This is a genomic window from Rhodococcus sp. G6(2025), assembly GCF_058628105.1.
Map to the genome: position 1 here is coordinate 36233 of NZ_CP179753.1, position 19323 is coordinate 55555.

Genomic DNA, 19323 nt, shown 5'->3' on the forward strand with positions numbered 1-19323 from the left:
CGAGGGCGAGAAGGGACCGCACATACCCCGCCTCCGCAACACCCGTCACCTCGTCATGGCGCTATCCGCAGAGCTCTCGGATGGCCTCGAAGGAGACACTCTTGACCCAGAACCCGTTCACGAGTGCCTGAGGGGCGACCCCTGACTCACTCCGAGACACCAGCATCTCGCGTGTTACCTGGACGGTAAGCCATGTTGTGTCGGCTGGGTGAGCCGTAGGACGCGCACCGACAAACGCTGGGATCTCTCTCCGCCAACTCACCTTCGGTCATGTCCGGCAACTTGATGCCGTCGCCTCGCGGTTCCAGGACAGCCCCCAGGCCGCTGCCTGCGCCAATGCCATCACCGGGGACCAGTCCCGCGGTCGAGATCAGATTGGGTCGCCGAACCTCGCCGCAGCTCCGGGTCGGGTGTGAGATAGCTTCTCCTACGAGATGCCCTTCGTCGCGGCCGAATTGTTTCTATGACAAGTTACGTTCTTCCACTACGACAGGGCATTTCGCAGTTGCGACCCACCCACGGACTCATCCGAATCGGCACACCCAGGTTTATCCCGCGAGCGTCCGCACTACCCCGACCAAGCCGTGCGCGGCAATCACTAGTGATACGAGCGCCGCTACTGTCATAATGACCAGCAATCCTGACTGCCACCGACGCACAAATTCAGCAGGTAGAAACCGGGTACTACCGGTAAGGCGTATCAGCCCGATAAGCATGAACGGTGTTGCTACCAGTGGAATCGTGACAGCAGAGATGGCAAGGACCACCATGTTAGGCGCCCAGGGAGTAGCGCAGAGCAGCGGCAGCAGGAGCCCCAAGATGGTCAGCCACTTAATGATTGGGCTCTTTTCCAAATCGACATTGCCTTCGTAACGCGAAGGAAAAGCGTTGTGTAACGCATCGACGACTGCTCTACTGAAGAGGAAGACCGTACCGACTATGGATGTGAATGAGGCAAAAAAGATCGCTACCCACAGAAGTGGCGGCCCAACGTCACCAATTGCGAGTTGCATTAGCCTGGCGAGATCATCGGTGTCGCTTATAGAAAATCCGGTACCGTGCACAGTTTCGGCGGCGACAATCCATATACTGAAATCGATGATGGCGATGGCTACGATCGCTACGAGCAGGTCAAGCACCTGCGTGGCACGGTGCCGTGGGGAACGCCAGCCCTTCTCGTAAATCGCATAGTTGTAGACTATCGCCGCGGGGGTGACTCCAGCTACCCCAATCAGCGCCACCACGACGAAAAGAGAGCCGAACATACCCTTATCAGATGGCACGCTGAACAGCAGCCCTTTAATTAGCGCCAGCAGTGAGGGTCCTTGGGAAATTGCGGTATAGACGAATGTGCCCACAAGTAGCAGCACAACTAATCGGCTGACGCTTTCGAAAATTGCATAGGCTCGCTTGGCCCTTAGCATAAACGCTGCAAGCGCCACCGTTACAACCGAGCCGATGAATACAGCAAACGGTGACTCGAACCCCACGAGTTCGACCAGTGCAGTGCCCGCAGCAGGCACGTAAAATGCACCATACGCAAATATGCCGAGCAGGAGACCCATCCCTGCAGCCAAAGGGAATACTTTCCCCAGTTTTCCGAAACCTTGCATAATCGTCAGCCCCTTCCCATTAAGGAGCTGATACTTCGTCAACATAAACATGAAGAAGAATTTGCTGAGTAGGACTAATGCAAAGCCCCACATCAAGGCGTATCCATAGTTCGCCCCAGCGACCGTTACATCGATAAGCTCGCCGGCTCCGAGCATGGTCATCGCTGCGACGAACCCGGGTCCAATCTGCCTTACGTTCGATACCCATTTAGGCAATCTCCCGGCTGGCCGCGCCATTTGCTTGGTCTGTTCCATACTCTCTCCTTCATTCCGACGGGGCGAACCCGCAGGCGGTGAAACGCGCAACGCTACTATCGCTGTCCGCACGGGCAATCTATAAATGGCGAGCGATAAATCATGATGGGCTCAGTTAAACCAAAGCACTGAACACGCCCCGGTCGCCGGCTAAGAGGTGGCGAGAATAGATTCTCTTGAAACCGACCGCCCGGCTTGAGTTCCCGCCTTTAGCGGCAAGACCAAATGGCGGGGTTGACGAATTGTCGCTCTGTCACGCGGCGATATTGCCGTGGCGGCCTTCGAAGGCCGCCTCCGGCGCTCCCAGGGGCGACACTTGAGCCCGGCTTGCTGCCATAGGTCCGTCATCGTCCTTCCGTTCGATTGACCGAGCTCCACTTGACGAGAACTGCTGGGGCGCCGCGCCGGGATCGGCAATGTCGCGGCTGCGGTCCTCTCAGCCACCTGATCAGTCCGGAACAGTGGCTATGGTATGACCGACATCACACCCGCGCAAGGGAATCCCGGAATTCAGAAGATGTTTCACGATACGAAAAATAGGCAATTGTTCGCGCTAAGCGGTCACCGCCCCGGATGCGCCTAAGTCTCCTACATCGATCTCAGTTGGTACGCGGTCTAGGTCGAACAGAGCGTCTGAAAGCTTCGGGATGGGCCACGCCGTGCGGGCGAGTCGGCGTGACATGGTGGCGATCATGGCGATGTAGACCATCGCTTCCTGATGTTCAGGCTGCGTCTCGTAGTCGCGGACGCAACGGCGTGCTTACAGATCCAGGCGAAGGTTCGCTCGACGACCCAACGCCGGAGAACCACGTTGAACCCTTAACATCACCGGTGCGCTTGACGACCTGATCCGTGAGGGACACAACCCGTTTCGACCAGTCGATCAGCCGTCTGACGTAGCCACCGTCCGCCCACACCAGGCTGATCGTCGAGAATAGGGGCACGCAGCGCAGCCAGCAGCCGGATGGCGCGGTCACGGTCCCGGATTCCGACCATGGTTACCACGACCGCCACTAGCAGCCCGTTGACGTCGGCCGCGAAGACGTTTGCGGCCGTTCAGTGCCCGCGTCGTATCCTCGGCTCGACCGGGCCACCGCGTCGTGCGCCCTGCACCGATTTGGAGTAAACGATCGTGTCGGACGGCAGCGGGTGTCGGCGCCCTGTATCCGCACCCGATCACGTTACGCGTCGTGAATCCGCTGCCATACTCCCGTGGACTTCAGCTACTCATTGGGCGCGTGATTTTCGCAGTCGCAGGCCGAGTCACACATGCGTCTGTAGGGGAACAGAATCCTCGCCACGCTTACTTGTTGCACCGCGGGCATGGCCAGACCATCAACACGCATCGGAGCGTAGGCGCACAGTGCGATGAGCTAGCACAACTCAGATTGACCACCTACCCGGCGAGCAGGTGCATTTCCGGTATGCGCACATAACCTGGTCGTCGAACTATTTTGTGGCAGGGCCGCTAAGAGCTCTTGCCGCTCGACAGGCTGGGTGTCCGAGATCCCAGTGCTCAGCGCCACTTTCACAGTTGGCCACAGCATGACAAGCTGGCGGTGACTTGAAGCTGGAGACACAGCTTGGCCAACCGCCTCCACTAAGGCCACCGGAGACTCCACCCAGGCTACTTAATTCCGCCATACGGAATTTTTTTCCGTCAAACGAAATGAACCCTTGCGATTGACAAACTCATGGCATAACGTTTTCTTCCGACACCATGGCCAGACCAACGCTCGGCCGGTTCTACGTAGAACCATGAGATTGAGATTCGCCCACAAACGCTGGCGGTTGTCTCGCCGAGCGTCACACACCGCGATATGAGGAGATCCCGATGGGCCGTGAGCGGCTCGATCGACGGGGTTTCGCCTCCTGGAACCGAACCATCTCGCCTCCGTTGGCGCGTCCAATTTGGCCCGCCCCGTTTGGGTACCGCCAGGTACCTCTGTCTAGGAAGGAACGATGAACACTATGACTGAGGAACACCTCGACAGACGGAAGCGGAAGTTCTGGGGGTGGGGCTATGCAGACACGAGTGTCAGCGACTCGGAGATTCTCGAAATCGGGGGCATGCTTCGGGACAAGTTCGGGCTCCGACTCCGCGAGCTGGCCAAGGCCCCCGACATCAGCGAAATCGAACTGCGGGAGCCGCGAGTCCACGCGCCGGAATCGCTGGCCGGAATCTGTCAGAACGACACGTGGGCGCGAGCCGAGCACACTCTGGGCAAGAATCTGGGCGACTTCGTCCGTGGGTTGGCCAAACAATTCGACAACCCACCGGATTTCGTCGCGTTCCCACGTACTGAACACGATGTTGTCTCTGTGCTCGACTGGGCCCACACCAACGACGTCGCAGTCGTTCCGTACGGCGGGGGGTCCTCCGTAGCCCAGGGCATTGAGCCGATCGTGTCCGATGACTACCGCGGCGCAATCAGCCTCGACCTGCGGCACCTGAACCGAGTGCTGGAGATTGACCGGGCTTCGCGGTCGGCGCTGATCCAGGGTGGCGTCCTGGGACCCGACATGGAGAACCAGCTTCGACCACACGGATTGTCGATGCGGTTCTTCTTGCAGGCCTTTGAATTCTCTACCCTCGGCGGGTGGATTGCGACCAGGGCAGCGGGACACTTCGCCACTGGATTCACCCAGATCGACGACTACGTTCAAGCCATGCGTGTAGTGACCCCTTCAGGAACACTGCAAACCGGACGCATTCCTGCCGACGGGGCAGGGGTTTCGCCCGACCGCATGTTTATCGGTTCCGAGGGCACGCTTGGCGTCATCACCGAAGCGTGGATGCGGCTGCAGGACAAGCCGACGTTCAAGGTCGCCACATCGGTGCCGTTCAGTGACTTCGACAAGGCCGTAGACGCCATCCGTGCTCTTGCTCAATCCGGTCTCGCACCGACCAACTGCCGACTGCTCGACCCAACAGAAAGCCTGCTGTCCGGCGCGTCGGACGGCTCCGACTCGATCCTGGTCCTCGCCTTCGAGTCGGCCGACCATCCCTTGGATACATGGATGCAACGTGCCGCTCAGATCTGCGCCGACCACGGTGGCCGGGTTAGCGCTGAAGCGTTACAAGGTCGTTCGGCGCCCGAAGCCGGCCACGCCGGCGCTGCCGGCAAATGGCGAAACTTCTTCGTGCGCGGCCCGCACTACAAGGAGGGCTACTCCCGCATGGGCGTACTACGAGAAACCTTTGAGACCGCGTGCACATGGAGCGCGTTCCCCGAGCTTCATGCACGGGTGATGCAGGCGACGACCGAGGCCGTTAAGCGCGAGTGTGGCGACGGCGTCGTCGCGTGCCGTTTCACCCACGTCTATCCCGACGGCCCCGCCCCTTACTACACCGTGGTGGCGTCAGCGAAGCCGGGCGGCGAACTACAGCAATGGGCCGCGATCAAACAGGCCGCATCTGATGCAGTCCTTGCCACGGGCGGCACCATCACCCACCACCACGCCGTCGGCCGCTTCCACCGCCCCTGGTATGACCAGCAGCGTCCGGAGCTGTTCACGTCAGCACTGCGTGCGGTGAAGCAGACTGTCGACCCCAACATGGTGATGAACCCTGGGGTCCTCATTGATCCGAAATAAATAACCGGCCGGGCTTGGGCCGGGGCGCGTCAGCGTCCCGCCCAACTTGGGTGGCACACGCTTCGCAATATTCCCACGCATCCTGGATAGGTACGCACGAAAGAACTGGTCTAGCAAGGGAAGTCACCATGCCCAGCGGATCTACCCCGACGACCAGTTGGCAACCCCGCATTGGATGCGCGAAGCATGCGACGCGTCACCCTGGGCGTGCGCAATAGAGGAGCGGAGTACGTGGCGCGTCCCTTTGATGCCGTAGTCAGGCACGGCGTCGAGTGATTCGACGACGCAATCTAGGGATACCTCGCGCGGTATCGGAGCCGCGTTCCCAATCCCACTGAGGACCGTTCGGTCAACGTGCCTGCGCATACGCAGCATTTACCGTGTCATGCATCCGTCTCTCGGGCATATTCTGTTCGGCCATTTCGTTGAAGTGGTCTCCTCGAAAACCGCTGTCGCGCTGTCAGTTGCGGACCGACATGGATCACAGCTGGCCAGCTAGACACCCGCAACCGAACCTCGAACGAATTGCCGCGAAACCTCACTACAGCCTCCACAGGTACAGCCGATCACCGCTCGCGAACCCTCCTGTCTGGCAGTTCTGCCGCACGATGGACCATCCTGCCGCCATCGGTTGGATCACCGATTTCGAAGTGCACCGATGGAACGGAGCCGATGCTTACCCAGCTCGGTGGCTGCTGCAGCCTCACGAGCAACTGGAGCGGATCGAGGTCATCACGACCTACCCCCGCCCGAATGCGAATTAGAAACATACTGAACAGTCACCTATCGCCGTTCAAAGTGAGCCACCGGGCCCGGTGCTTAGCAAGTTACGGCGGCCTCGCAGGCCGTGCAAAACTGAACAGTACAAGCAAACTCCTACCGAATTCAGGCGGTGATGAAGTGCCATTCTTCGATCTTCTAGTCAATGCGTGTGAGCAGAACCCGGGGCGAATCGCCGTTCGCTGCGACAATGAGGCCTCCTCATTCTCAGAACACTTTTCCCGGATCAGTCGGGCTGCACACCTCCTTCGCATGACCTTAGGCCTGGCCTCCAATGACCGCTTTGCAATTTTATCCCGCAACTCCGTCGACTACTTGGAGCTTATCCACGCCTCACTTCTGGGCGCGGCAATAGTTGTACCCTTGAATGTCCGATCATCTGAACCCGAACTTGCGGCCGTCCTCCGGGATGCGGGGTGCCGGGCCCTCTTCTTTAGCGATGAATTCTGCGGTGTGGCGCAACGACTCAAAGACGTCACGGAAGTCGAGCACATCATCCAGATCGGAGATAGTCAACCCTCCTACACCGCCTATCGCGGCTTAATACAGGAAGCGACGGAATGGCTTCCCAAGCGTCCAGATGGATCCGATACTGCGTTCATCATGTACACCAGCGGTACAACTGGGAGAGCGAAGGGAGTCGTCATAGAACACGCCGCGATGGCCAACGATATCTATAAAACCGGAATAGTGACGACCCTCACCCAAGGCTATACATTTTTACTCCATGCTCCCCTGTTTCATATAGCCTCAATACGGGGCTTCGGTCTCGCCCCTGCCACCGGCTCAACGGTCGTGCTTTTGCCTCGATTTGATCCGCCGCGCATCATTCAAGAGATCAAAGCGCACGATGTGAATACAACAAGTTTCATCGCTTCTACGGTCAGAAACATGCTCGAACTTCCTGGATTCCATGGCACGGCATTGCCCAGTCTCACAACGATCGGATACGGCAGCGCTCCGATGCATCCCGCAGTTCTCCGCCGACTGATGAGCGCTTTTCCCAAGGCAGAGTTTGTCAATTGGTACGGCATGACTGAGACGTGCGGTCACGTGAGCGTCCTCAACGGACTGGACCACAAGCTTGGTGGTCGCCGGCTCACGTCATGCGGACGCGCCATGCCGGGGATCGGCGTCCGGGTCATCGACGAGGCCGGCTTGCCCGTCAGTCACGGCACCGTCGGTGAGATTACGGTGTCTGGTGACAACCTGATGCGCGGATACTGGAATCAACCCCCGCTGAAGACAGATCATACGGGCACCTCGTGGTATCCGACTGGAGATGCCGGCTATCTCGATGATGACGGATACTTGCACTTGGTGGGCAGGATCCGAGACATGATTATCACCGGTGGCGAGAATGTGGCGCCCGGCGAGGTGGAAGCTGCGCTCTGTAACCACCCTGAGGTCCATCAGGCAGTGGTCTTCGGTATGGACGACCTCAAATGGGGTGAGGCTGTGTACGCCTGCGTGTCCGCTCCGGCAAATGCTCAGATAAGTTCTGACCAACTTCGAGCACACTGCCGGACCCAGTTGGCCGGATACAAGGTTCCAAAAACCATCAGTATCCAGCACAATCCATTCCCTATGAGCGGCTCCAATAAGATTGACCGAAACCTGGTGAAATCTCTTTATACGCAGAGCTATCCCGACAAGACCAACACACACGGTCATCGAGATGACTGACATCAAGGCTGTCGAAGCATCGAAATCGGCGGTAGTGCGTGCCCCTACGGCAGGTCCAGACTTCTCACTGGGCCGGGCGCCAAATCCAATCATGGTCGGCCATTGCCGGACTGTGGGCGCCATTTCGCCTCTGCGGCGGCGCTGAATCTGACGCCATTGCACTCAAGACTCCGTGACCCACCCATTACGATCACCAGCGACGTCGACAACCCACTGTGCGGGACGTAACAGTGCCGCAGCGTTACAGCCGCACAACGTGCCACGGCAGCAACGTGGCGCAATGGGATGCGACTTTGAGGCATTGGGCGGTCGTGGTCGCCCGATCTCGCTGGTCGCGACGCACCCGGTGCACCGGAGCCGAGCCGGCGTCTCGTCTCGTCTCGTCTCGTCGCGTCGCGTCGCGTCGCGTCCGAGCGTTGCCGAGACGGTGACCAGGGCGTCGTCACCTAGGCTCCAGCCCTTCCCGGATGACACGCCCGAATACTTTCGGCCTATCGTGCAGTGAGTGTATTTTTTCACTAGACGGAATCCGCAGACAGCCGGGCAAGTACGGAGGTGAGAAGGTGGCAAGTACGCCAGGTGCGTCAGGCGGCGTCCAATCCGTCGACCGGATTTTCGACCTGCTCGAGGCGATGGCGGCTGCCGAGGGATCAGTAGCTCTGAGCGAACTCGCCGACCGCACGAAACTACCCCCTCCGACCGTGCATCGCTTGATCCGCTCTCTGGTCAGCCGAGGCTACGCTCGGCAGTTGCCTGGCCGCAGATATGCGCTCGGTCCCAAGCTCATTCCGTTAGGTGAATCCGCAACAAAGCGGATCGGCGCCTGGGCGGCGTCGCATTTGTCGGACCTCGTGGCCAGCACCGGAGAAACCGCGAACATGGCAGTGCTCGACGGGAGCATGGCCGTATACGTGGCCCAGGTGCCATCCCCTCACACAATGCGCATGTTCACTGAGGTAGGTCGGCGCGTGCACTTGCACTGCACTGGCGTGGGCAAAGCACTCCTTTCTCAGTTGCCGGACGACACCGTCCGGCAGTTGATAGGCCGGGTGGAGATGCTCGCGTACACCCCCAACTCACATACCAATATCGACGCCTTACTCGCCGATCTTGCTGAGAGTCGGCGGCGCGGATATTCGGTCGACGAAGGCGAACAGGAGATCGGGGTGCGGTGCTTCTCCGTACCAGTGCTCAATGCTCCGACACCGACTGCGCTGTCGATCTCGGGTCCGGCTGCTCGGCTCAGTATCGAGTCGGCGGACCACAACGCTCCCCTGCTACAGCGGATTGCTACGGAGTTGTCCGCGGAATTCGGCAAGGGCACGGCGCGCTAGCTGTTGCACGGCGGCGGACGGCCCATAAATGCGACCGGGAGGGTGCTATGCCTTGCTCGAGTCGGCCAACTGGAACGTCACGGAAACTCGCCTGTCGTTGTACTCGCTGACATCGATCGGGAAGGCACTCGCAAAATTTCCGGAGAGGGCCCGGCCCATCAAGCGGGCCCCGACGGGCAAGTCCACGGGATAGATCCCCGCGGGTTTACGGGATCGGTGAGGAACCGCGCCGGCGGTGCGGATACGCGTTCAGCAAACTGCGTATCTCGGCTTCGGAACAGGTCGACTCAGGGATGACCTGCCACAATCTGTCGAGGAACCGGCGCCGCGTCATCCCGAACTGCGTAAGGACTTCCTCCTCGCACGCGCCCCCGTACGGCGCCCACATGCTGGCGAACCCGATGAGGCGCTCAGCCTCGCCGTCAGGATGGATGTGTTTGCGGTTTGCTTCGATCCAACCGGCGCGGCGCCTCTGGCGCAATTGACGATACTCACGAGAGTTCACGGGACTTCACCTCTGATCGTACCGAGCAGGCCCTCGGAATTGGGGTGTCCTCGCCGAAGCGAGGGTATCTACAGGGAATGCCATTTTGTCCTCGCCCTCACCGTCAAGTCTCTGACCTTGCGCTGCACCAGGGTCAGTTCCGCAGGCGTGCGGCGACCTCGGCTGCGAGCCGCGCGGCGAGCAGTTGTGCCAGGTGGTCACCGCGACGATCGGTCAGGTCCGAGAGCTGCGTTTCGGCAGGAGTAGCCATCCGCCAGGATCGTGGTGTCCGCGTCCACCCCGGCCACGGCGGATAGGAGTTGCTGTTCGGCGACGGCCGCCGACACCTCGTCGTGCCTTTCTCGATGTCGAAGTTCCGGGCGAGGCCACAGCATCCGCCCAACCGCTGCACCTCGGCGCCCGCCATTCTCGAGTAACTGTGCGTCCGGACTCCATCCATCACCAAATGATGAACCCGCAACGGCTTGGACGACCGCCTGTCGTCCTGCGCGTGCACGACGACCTGGGCAACCGCGCCGCTCAAGCTTGCCGTCAGAAGTCCGCACCCCGCTCGGCGGCGCCGATCGCGCTAATGCTTCGGCGATCAACGCCAGCGTCGTCGACGCCGTCGGCGGTGGCGACTGTAAGCACCGCGCAGAACCGGTGCTGGTTGCTCGGGTTCAGTCGCCACCGTGATCCCAGCGAGTGACCACTCAAACCAGCCGAATTTAAGTGATTCGTTGCATCACAACCGCTTCAAACACCGACCAGGGGCTGCAGTCGTGTGCAGAATCATCGCACTGCACAGGAACGGCGGAGGTCGGTCCGGTCGAATTATCCTCTTACCATAGATCCAGCGAGCGAGTGAAGATCGAGGCGAGGTCCTCATCATGGACCTCGCATGGTGCAGCGGCTAGCACACGTTGCTGCATCAGTGCGCCCTCGACGAGTGCGTCGACGTCGGAGGATTTGTAGCCGACCTCGGCGATCCCGTTGGGGATGCCAATATCACACATGAGCGCAGTGAGTACGTCCGGCAGGAACGAGCTCAAGTCGTTGGGCTTGTCAGCATCGGGCGCGAGGAGCGAGGCGGCACGGAGGTGTCGCTCGGGAGCTGTGGAGAAGGTGAACCGGAAAGCCTCGGGCGCGGTCAGGGACACGGCCATGCCGTGCGGCACCATCGGCTTGTCGGCCGGGTAATCCTTGGCGTTGTAGTCCTTCACTCGTCCAGCGATTGGGTATGCGTTGGCGTGCGGGATGTGTACGCCGGCATTTCCGAAACCGAGGCCGGCGAAAGTGGCTGCGAGCGCCATCGAAGCGCGTGCGTCCTCATCGTCGCCGTCGAGCACCGCCCGCCTGAACGAGGTGGACATCAGCATGAGGGCCTTTTCTGCCCACATGTCCGAGATGGGGTTGGAACCGCAGTAGGGAACGCGTTGCTCCGGACGCTTCCGTTCGTAGGCCATGTACGGCCGCGCGGTAAGGCTCTCCAGTGCATGGCACAAGATGTCCATGCCGGAGGAAGCAGTGACGCCAGACGGCTGGCTAATGGTGAGTTTGGGATCAACCACGGCCAGGGTCGGGCGTAGGCGAGCGTGACTGATTCCGGTCTTCACCTTCAGATCCAGCACATCGAGCACACAGATTGTGGTGCTCTCGGCGCCGGTACCCGTCGTGGTCGGAACGGCGACGAGGGGTTTGAGTGGCTGATCCGGGGAAACGCCCCGGCCTACTGGCGAATTGACGTAGTCCATCAGGTCACCGCCATTGGTGGTGAGTAGGTTAATCACCTTGGCTGTATCGATACTCGATCCGCCACCGACTGCAATGAAGGCATCCCACGGACCTGTGTCACGGGCGTATGCGATCGCTTGCTCGAGACTGGCATCGGTTGGTTCCACGTGGACGCCGTCGTAGACAATCGCATCGATGCCAAACTCGTTGATTCGTTCAGCTACCCGCTGCGGGATCCCGGCAGCGGCGACCCCGGGGTCAGTAACGACCAGGACGCGCTTCGCGCCTGTCAGGCTGAGGTCGAAGCCAATTTCGTCCGCGGCACCTGGTCCATATTTCAACAGGGGCGCACCATAGGTGAAGACGCTTTCGGGGTTGGCCGGCAGGATCTGCGATTGGGTTTTCATACGCTCTCTTTCTCGGTAGATGGGATTTCTCAGTGGGTGCTCATCCAGGCTGCTGAGGCATCGCGGCTCAGGCCTGCGATGGTGTGGTCCGTCCAGGAACCTCCCTCAGGCTGATCCCCGCGGTTTCTCTCGAGACGGCAAGCGCGATCAGTGACACAACCGCGCCACCGATCAAGTAAAAGGCAGGTGCACTGCCGTTTCCAGTCACTGCGACCAGCCATGTTGCGATGAACGGTGCAGTTCCGCCGGCTAGCGCAGCTGCCGCGTTGTATCCGATGGCCATCGAGGTGAAGCGGGTCTGCGTCGGGAACATTTCGACCATCATGGCGAACACGCACGCCGAGTACATGCCGAAGATGATTCCGAGTATCACCTGACACAACACGACGGCAACCAATCCGCCGGTGTTCATCCAGGCGAAGATCGGGTAGGAAAGAGCCATGTAACCGACTGCAGCAAGGGCCATTACAGGCTTACGCCCAAAGCGATCTGAGCTACGAGCGGCGACCGGCGTGACAGCGATTTTCACCAGCAATGCAATCACGACGATGAAATACGCGCTCCCTGCAGGTAGCCGACCGCTTTCCTCGAGGTGGTTGGGCAGGTAGGCAAGAATCAAGTAGTACGGCACCATGTGGGTAACCGCGATTCCGGTGCAGCGCAGAATTGCGCCACCCTCCTGCCGTACTGCTTCCCGCAGTGGTGACTTCGCTCGTTTTCCGGCAGCCACGACCTCCTGGAAGATCGGAGATTCGTCGACACGCAGGCGGAGGAACAGACCGACGAGTCCAATCGGCCCCGCGATGAGGAACGGTATGCGCCATGCCCAGTCGTCCATGGCGGTGTCACCGAGCGAAGTCGCCAGAAACGCCACCACTGATGCACCGATCAGCGGTCCTGCATTGGCTGCCATCTCACCGAAGCCGACAATGTAATTTCGCTTGCGCACGGGGGCGTGCTCAGCAAGGAAAGCAACCGCGCCGGCAAGTTCGCCACCGGCAGACAGGCCTTGCAGTAGGCGTAGCACGAGGAGCAGGACTGGCGCGGCAATTCCTATTGCCGCGTACCCCGGTAGGAGTCCGATCAAGCACGTCGAACCACTGATGAGCAAGATAACGACGGCAAGGGTGTTTTTTCGGCCAATTCGGTCGCCGATGTAACCGAACAGAACACCACCGAGCGGACGGATGAGGAATGACACGGCGAATGCTGCGTATGCCGACAACAGAGCGGCGTTACGGTCTTCGCTGGGGAAGAACACAGCTCCGACGCTGCCCGCGAGGTAGCCGTAGATTGCATAGTCGTACCATTCGACGCCTTGTCCGATCGCCGCGCCGAAAATGACTCGTCGCATGCTCTGTGTATCGACTGACTGTGGTGCCGAACGGACAGTCCGGGCGGATTCGCCGGGCATGCTGACTCCTTTAGTAGGCCAATGCTTCTCGTTGCGAACTTGGCGAGAACGTTGACTTAGATTGCGAAGGGTTTCCCCAGCTGGGGCGGGACGATGACGCAACCCGCCCAAGCACGGCCGACCGGTTGTCTCGAATCAACGGGGACCCAGATGTTCATCACCATATGTTCGACAGCATGTGTCACAGCATTCAGCGCTGCCATGAAACAGCGGCGGATGTGGTCGCACCAGCCCATGCGCGGCGATACCGCTCGCATAACCCCGCACCTCCTAGTGGCGAAGGAAGAGTAACAAGAACCACACGACCGGCCCGAAGCAATGGTCTGGCCATCAGCTGGTGTTCCACACGCTATGCCATGGATCACATCACCCGCAAGGGTCAATTTCAAATGATGGGAACTCTTTTCCATAATGCGAAAGACCTGTGAAGTGTTCGTTGCAACCTCTAACTGACAATTGGCGGGTCCTGGTGCGAACCATAAGGACGTCCGCGAGGGCCAACGCGGGCATCCCGCAGGGCCGCCCTGTCCTCGATTCACCTCGCATAGTGCAGAAAGTTCCTCAGGTGTCTGTCAGCATGCGTGGCCGCCGCACGGACTACCTATTGCTCAACGTGTATCGCGTCGGTACGCCATGGACCTCGGCGAATTGTTTGGGCCGATAGGATTTCGATGCATGTCTGCTGCGATGCCCGATCACAGAGCGCTGCGCCAGCTCGTATCAGTACATCACTCTGTTCGACCACTAGCTGCGCGTGCTGGTGCCATCTGCTAACGGCTCGCGAGTTTGCCTTGCGTCTTGACGATATGAATCCTAGTCTTCCCATCGAGATGATGGTCTGGCCATAATGTTGGAACGCGTACGTCCGGATCTGACGACGTCTACGGGGCCAGGACAGCTTCGTGGAGGCCTGCGCCGCAGGCCCACGTGAGCCTTTGGTCAAGAGGGCTCGGGCTTGAGCTGACTGAAAATACCTCCACCGATTGTGATGGGGGATCCGCCAATAGCACTGCAAAAAAAGGAGAACGATGGTTATCGCGACGACCAACCCGGCTACCGGAGAAACGCTAAAGACCTTCCAGCCGGCCGCTGACACCGAGGTAGAGATCGCCATCGGGCGTGCGTACTCCCGATGGAAGAGCTACCGAACCACCGACTTCACCCAACGTTCGACGTGGATGCGAGCCAGTTCCGATCTGCTGGACACGGAGACTGCAGACGTCGCCCGGTTGATGACAACCGAGATGGGCAAGACCGTGGATGCAGCACGCGCGGAGATCAGCAAATGCGTTCGTGCCCTGAACTACTACGCAGACCATGCCGAACAACTTCTGGCCGACGAGTTGGTCGACGCTCAATCGGTAGGTGCGGATCGTGCGTATGCACGGTATGAGCCGTTGGGCCCGACCCTGGCGGTCATGCCGTGGAATTTTCCCCTCTGGCAGGTCATCCGGTTTGCCGCGCCCGCGCTGATGGCGGCCAACGTTGTCCTGCTCAAACACGCGTCGAACGTGCCTCAAACCGCGATGTATCTCGAGGACTTGTTTCGACGCGGTGGATTTCCGGACGGTTGCTTCCAAACTTTGCTAATCACCTCGGCTCAGGTGGAATCGGTGCTGCGTGACCCGCGGATTGCTGCGGCCACGCTCACCGGCAGTGAACTGGCCGGCCGCTCGGTTGCCGCTATCTGCGGTGATGAGGTCAAGCGCACTGTGCTAGAACTCGGCGGCAGCGATCCTTTTGTGGTGATGCCCTCAGCAGAACTGGATCGAGCAGTCGACGCTGCGGTCACCTCGCGAGTCCAGAACAACGGTCAGACTTGCATCGCCGCCAAGCGTTTCATTGTGCACACCGATGTGTACGACGCATTCACCAACGCATTCGTGACCAAGATGCGGGCGTTGCGAGTCGGCGATCCCCTGAACTCGGATACACAAGTAGGGCCCCTGGCCACCGAGCAAAACCGGCTCGATGTCGACGCACTGGTGACCGACGCAATCGAGCGTGGCGCGCAAGTGCTGTGCGGTGGCGGTCTGCCCGATGGTCGGGGCTGGTTCTATCCGCCGACTGTGCTCGCTAACATCACGCCGCAAATGCGCGTATACGCCGAGGAGGCGTTCGGTCCTGTAGCGGCCGTGTACCGCGTCAGAGATATCGATGAGGCGATCGAAGTCGCCAACGCCACGCCGTTTGGTCTAGGTTCAAACGCTTGGACCACCGCTGCCAGCGAGCAGAAGCGATTCATTCACGAACTCGAGGCGGGGCAGGTGTTCATCAACGGGATGACAGGCTCATACAACGAACTGCCTTTTGGCGGCACAAAGCGGTCCGGGTACGGACGCGAACTTTCCGGGCACGGCATTCGTGAATTTTGCAATCTCAAAACTGTCTGGATCGGTGCATGACCATGGCAGGCGGCCCCTCAGGCCCCGGAGGTGACCCTGCAGCGACAAACCTGACTTAAGCCCCAAGTGGATGGCACTTCCCAATCGCGGTGGCGGCGTGCAGCGCCCAGGAGGCCGCGATACGAAGTCAACAGCCAAGTCGCGCTCTACGCAGACTTGCTGGCGGGCGTCCTCAGGCACTCGGCGGCGCACACCACCGCTGCAGCAGTGCGGCATCGAGACCCGTGGGACGCCTGCCTCCACTTGAACGGGGCACTCCTTCGATTGCATCCTCGCGTCGCCCCCCTGTCGCCGAGGCGGTCGCGGCTGCTGCTGTTGCTGACGCAGACGAACACCGAGTGCCGATGATCAGCACGCCACCTGCAGCTGCCGGAATACCTGGTGCGCTCGCGCCGATCGCGATGCCGCTTGCACCATTGGCGACCTGTGCCGGGACCAGACGATCGGTGCGTCGTTCCGGCGCCGGCAGATCACCACAACATCGCCGTCTGGCCTCCCGCCACTGCGCCGAGGTGTAACTGATGCGCCAACATGCGCCGTACTCGTGGCCCAGTTCCCTGCGCGAAGAGGGGCATCGCTGGGCCTCGCGGAGCGATGATCGGTGCAGGTCGAGGTGCCCCCGAGGTGGCACTGCGAGCCACCGAACGTTCCGATCGATCGTGACGCGACTTTCATTGTCAGTGAGGCAAACTCGTGTTTAGATACTAGTTGTGTCTATGCGAACGGTGTCCGACCTGGTGTACTCGACTGTCAAGGAACTCATCTTGTCGGCCGAACTTCCGGGCGGCGAGCTGATCAGCGAAGGTGACATCGCCAATCAGGTGGGCACGAGTCGGACACCGGTTCGTGAAGCATTTCTTCGGCTCGAAGCCGAAGGATGGATGAAGTTGTTTCCGAAGCGCGGCGCATTGGTCGTTCCGATCGCGGACGGCGAGGCCGAGCACATCGTTGAGGCGCGGCTGCTAGTCGAGGCCGGGAGTTTATGTGCCATTAGATCCGATGCAGGGCGTCGTGAGGACGCCGCGGCGGAAATGCGCGCCAGCGTGATTCGCCAGCTTGATCTTGCCAAGTCCGCCGATCGTGCAGCGTTCACAGGAGAGGACGCCGATTTCCATTCGGTGGTAGTGCGGTACGGCGCCAACCCCCTGCTCGCGGCGTTCTACATAGGCCTTCGCGACCGACAGCGCCGTATGACGGCATGCTCGGTCGGCAGGGATCCGATGCAGCTCGATCGAGTCTTCGCCGATCATGCCCAGCTTGCGAGCTTTGTCGAACACGGGCAGGTCGAGGAGTTCAAGTCTTTGCTCGGTCGCCATATGCGTGAGGTTCATCAACTGACTGGGGGACGATAGTTCTGCAGCAGCTGCCGAAGTACCCTTGTGAGCACGCCGAATCCCAGTCGGTCACCTTTGCTACCGCGGCGATGCTCGGGTGCGGAATAACGCTAGTCTTCGAGCGCATACAGCGGCACGGCGGATCTCACGGAACCACAGCAGTCTAATCGCTGACACACGTCGGATCCGTGCCGGCACCCGCCGCCCGACAATCCAATGTGGCGCTGGCGAAGCGGCTTGAGAGCTGCTATTTGGGACAACATCCTTTTCAACTGTGAAGAACGCTTGTAGGACTCAACGGAGTTGACCGCGGTTGCACTTCAGTGAGTGAGTGACTGATCTACATACATAACGCGATGCGTTTCGGCCGGTGCATTTTCGAACTGAAACTCGCTATACAACTCGTTTTGTGCTCCCGCTGTCACAGCCAACCATCTCATGTTGACTCGTCCGATGGCGATGCTCGTAACGATTCCGTTGAGCAGAGCCGTGGCGCGACGGGGTGCGAACAGACTGATGCACGCAATTGCAGCTTGAATTAAGAGAAACGGCACTTGGAAGACCTCCCGGGTCTGCATCGCGGGACGGGTCGGGTCATACAGGCCCACCGACGCCGGTTGATGTTCGGTTCGGTGTCATCGGTCAGGATCCGGGTCAACAAGGTGGCAAGCTGGATCGAGTCCTACGCGGGAGCCCTCTGGACACCTCGTGAACGGAGGAATACGACTGGTATCGCCCTGGATCAGAATGAATCTCAGAAGACCTTGAGGATATACTAGTTCCTCGGATTGCCCGATCACGTCCATAATTTGCGTTGATGACGTCGGGAGCATTGGTTCTGAATCACGCTCCTTCCGACTGCGCACTCCCCTATTACCGAGATACGAGTTCGGGACCCACCTGGCCGACGTAACTGCAGGATTCTGTTTCGCGCGGCACACTCCCCAGGTTGCGGTGGAGTCCATGAGTACCAGGGCCGCTCTAAACCGACGCCAGTGAGGACACTAGGTTCGATTTTCACAGGGGTAAAGGAACAGATTCCGGGTGAGTGCTCAGATCTGGTGAAGGTGCCGAGCTGATGGGAATCTTGGTTCGGAGAACTCCCGACAATTCTCACGATCGATCGAGCGCGAGCAGATAGTTGGCCGCCAAATCTTCGGCGGCTGAGGCGATCAGATCTGCAGCGTCCGCCATCGACCGTGTTACGTCCGGTTCGCGGTCCTGTAGGGAGTAGATCGCGGAAAATTCGGAAGCCGCCTGCTCTTCTGGGGAAAGGCGTGACACTCCCACAATGGCGTATGTCGGAACGTCATGAGCAGTGGCATGAAGGCGCACCCCAATCGGGGCTTTGCCGTGCAAGGACTGGTGATCGAGGGAGCCCTCACCAGTGATGACAGCGCACGCGCCGTCGAGGTGCTGATCGATGTCCACCAGGTCGAGAATAAGCTCAATTCCGGAGCGGAACTCCGCTTGCAACACGGTCATTGCAGCGAATCCTACTCCACCGGCCGCCCCTGCCCCCGGGTTGTCGCGGGCATCGCGCCCTGTGGCCGCTGCAACTCGGTCGGCCCAATGTGCTAATGCGGCATCGAGTTCGGCAACCTGGGTGGGGGTGGCGCCTTTTTGTGGTCCGTAGACTGCGGCGGCACCAGTGGGGCCACACAGTGGGTTGTCCACGTCACTTGCAAGGATGATTTTCGCGTGTCCGAGTCCCGGGTGCAACCAGGACACATCCAGCATCGTCGCTTGAGACAGGGCGCCACCTCCGTCTGGGATCGGGCTCCCGTGAACGTTGACGACTTCGGCGCCAAGTGCACGCAGAAAGCCGGCTCCGCCGTCGGTGCAGGCACTGCCACCGATACCGAGCACTATCTCCCGGCATCCGTCGTCGAGGGCACGGGCGACGACCGTGCCCAGACCACGGCTTGAGGCGGTCAGAGGACGCAGTACCCCGCCGGAAAGGCGGTGCAGGCCAGAGATGTCTGCCATTTCGACGACGGCGAGTGTGCCTTTCCGCGCGTAGGCAGTCAGCGTCCTCTGTCCGGTTGGCCCGGGCGCAGCCACAGGGATCCTCTCAAAGCCTGCCGCCAGAGCAGCGGCGAGGGTTCCCTCGCCTCCGTCCGCGATCGGGCACTCGATAGTCCGGATCGTCGGATCGCACCGCTGAATGCCTCGACTGATCTGCGCCGCGGCGTCTGCCGCAGAGATCGACCCCTTGAATTTGTCGGGAGCGACGACGACATGACCGGGCATCTCAGATCACCATCCAGTTCAACATTC

Annotated in this window: 11 protein-coding genes and 1 pseudogene; 6 read left to right on the plus strand and 6 right to left on the minus strand. The window is 60.2% G+C overall.

All coding sequences use genetic code 11. The features are described from left to right. Positions 1-548: 548 nt before the first annotated feature. The gene (locus tag ACLIVD_RS43110; protein WP_206004751.1) at positions 549-1868 is read right to left on the minus strand and encodes an Nramp family divalent metal transporter; all 1320 of its coding nucleotides are present in this window, start codon (positions 1866-1868) and stop codon (positions 549-551) included. A 1971-nt stretch (positions 1869-3839) separates the two neighbouring features. Here ACLIVD_RS43110 and ACLIVD_RS43115 point away from each other — a divergent pair. From ACLIVD_RS43115 to ACLIVD_RS43130, 4 genes are all read left to right on the plus strand, one after another. After that, positions 3840-5465 (plus strand): FAD-binding oxidoreductase, encoded by a 1626-nt coding sequence (locus ACLIVD_RS43115; protein WP_206004752.1) that lies wholly within the window; start codon positions 3840-3842, stop codon positions 5463-5465. Positions 5466-6365: 900 nt separating this feature from the next. After that, the gene (locus ACLIVD_RS43120; protein WP_206004753.1) at positions 6366-7931 is read left to right on the plus strand and encodes a class I adenylate-forming enzyme family protein; all 1566 of its coding nucleotides are present in this window, start codon (positions 6366-6368) and stop codon (positions 7929-7931) included. Between the two features lie 24 nt (positions 7932-7955). Continuing rightward, positions 7956-8159, plus strand: coding sequence for a glycerate kinase (locus tag ACLIVD_RS43125; RefSeq protein WP_476748551.1), 204 nt, complete (start codon positions 7956-7958; stop codon positions 8157-8159). A gap of 335 nt (positions 8160-8494) precedes the next feature. Next, positions 8495-9265, plus strand: coding sequence for an IclR family transcriptional regulator (locus ACLIVD_RS43130; protein ID WP_259375207.1), 771 nt, complete (start codon positions 8495-8497; stop codon positions 9263-9265). A 205-nt stretch (positions 9266-9470) separates the two neighbouring features. Here ACLIVD_RS43130 and ACLIVD_RS43135 read toward each other — a convergent pair whose 3' ends face one another. The 4 genes and pseudogenes from ACLIVD_RS43135 to ACLIVD_RS43150 all read right to left on the minus strand — a co-directional run bounded on the left by ACLIVD_RS43135 (position 9471) and on the right by ACLIVD_RS43150 (position 13304). Continuing rightward, the gene (locus ACLIVD_RS43135; protein WP_206004755.1) at positions 9471-9770 is read right to left on the minus strand and encodes a hypothetical protein; all 300 of its coding nucleotides are present in this window, start codon (positions 9768-9770) and stop codon (positions 9471-9473) included. A 133-nt stretch (positions 9771-9903) separates the two neighbouring features. Further along, positions 9904-10210, minus strand: a pseudogene (locus ACLIVD_RS43140) (FAD-binding oxidoreductase); the annotation flags it as partial. Positions 10211-10591: 381 nt separating this feature from the next. Then, complete coding sequence (locus tag ACLIVD_RS43145) at positions 10592-11890, minus strand: hydroxyacid-oxoacid transhydrogenase (RefSeq protein WP_206004756.1); 1299 nt, start codon at positions 11888-11890, stop codon at positions 10592-10594. Between the two features lie 67 nt (positions 11891-11957). Continuing rightward, a complete protein-coding gene (locus ACLIVD_RS43150) occupies positions 11958-13304 on the minus strand; it encodes an MFS transporter (protein WP_206004757.1) in 1347 nt (448 codons plus the stop codon). A gap of 1028 nt (positions 13305-14332) precedes the next feature. Between ACLIVD_RS43150 and ACLIVD_RS43155 the strand changes: the two genes are divergently transcribed. Together ACLIVD_RS43155 and ACLIVD_RS43160 are read left to right on the plus strand one after the other, a co-directional pair. After that, entirely contained in the window at positions 14333-15709 is a 1377-nt protein-coding gene (locus ACLIVD_RS43155) for an NADP-dependent succinic semialdehyde dehydrogenase (protein WP_206004758.1), read from the plus strand. 716 nt (positions 15710-16425) lie between these two features. After that, positions 16426-17061: a GntR family transcriptional regulator gene (locus ACLIVD_RS43160; RefSeq protein ID WP_206004759.1), complete on the plus strand. Its 636-nt coding sequence runs from the start codon at positions 16426-16428 to the stop codon at positions 17059-17061. Between the two features lie 1095 nt (positions 17062-18156). Here the strand turns inward: ACLIVD_RS43160 and ACLIVD_RS43165 are convergent. Continuing rightward, positions 18157-19296 (minus strand): glycerate kinase, encoded by a 1140-nt coding sequence (locus tag ACLIVD_RS43165; protein WP_206004760.1) that lies wholly within the window; start codon positions 19294-19296, stop codon positions 18157-18159. Positions 19297-19323: the final 27 nt, after the last annotated feature.

Coding starts and splice junctions, on each gene's coding strand:
- ACLIVD_RS43110 (WP_206004751.1), bottom strand. CDS start 1,868: ATGGAACAGACCAAGCAAATGGCGCGGCCAGCCGGGAGATTGCCTAAA.
- ACLIVD_RS43145 (WP_206004756.1), bottom strand. CDS start 11,890: ATGAAAACCCAATCGCAGATCCTGCCGGCCAACCCCGAAAGCGTCTTC.
- ACLIVD_RS43155 (WP_206004758.1), top strand. CDS start 14,333: ATGGTTATCGCGACGACCAACCCGGCTACCGGAGAAACGCTAAAGACC.
- ACLIVD_RS43150 (WP_206004757.1), bottom strand. CDS start 13,304: ATGCCCGGCGAATCCGCCCGGACTGTCCGTTCGGCACCACAGTCAGTC.
- ACLIVD_RS43115 (WP_206004752.1), top strand. CDS start 3,840: ATGACTGAGGAACACCTCGACAGACGGAAGCGGAAGTTCTGGGGGTGG.
- ACLIVD_RS43160 (WP_206004759.1), top strand. CDS start 16,426: ATGCGAACGGTGTCCGACCTGGTGTACTCGACTGTCAAGGAACTCATC.
- ACLIVD_RS43165 (WP_206004760.1), bottom strand. CDS start 19,296: ATGCCCGGTCATGTCGTCGTCGCTCCCGACAAATTCAAGGGGTCGATC.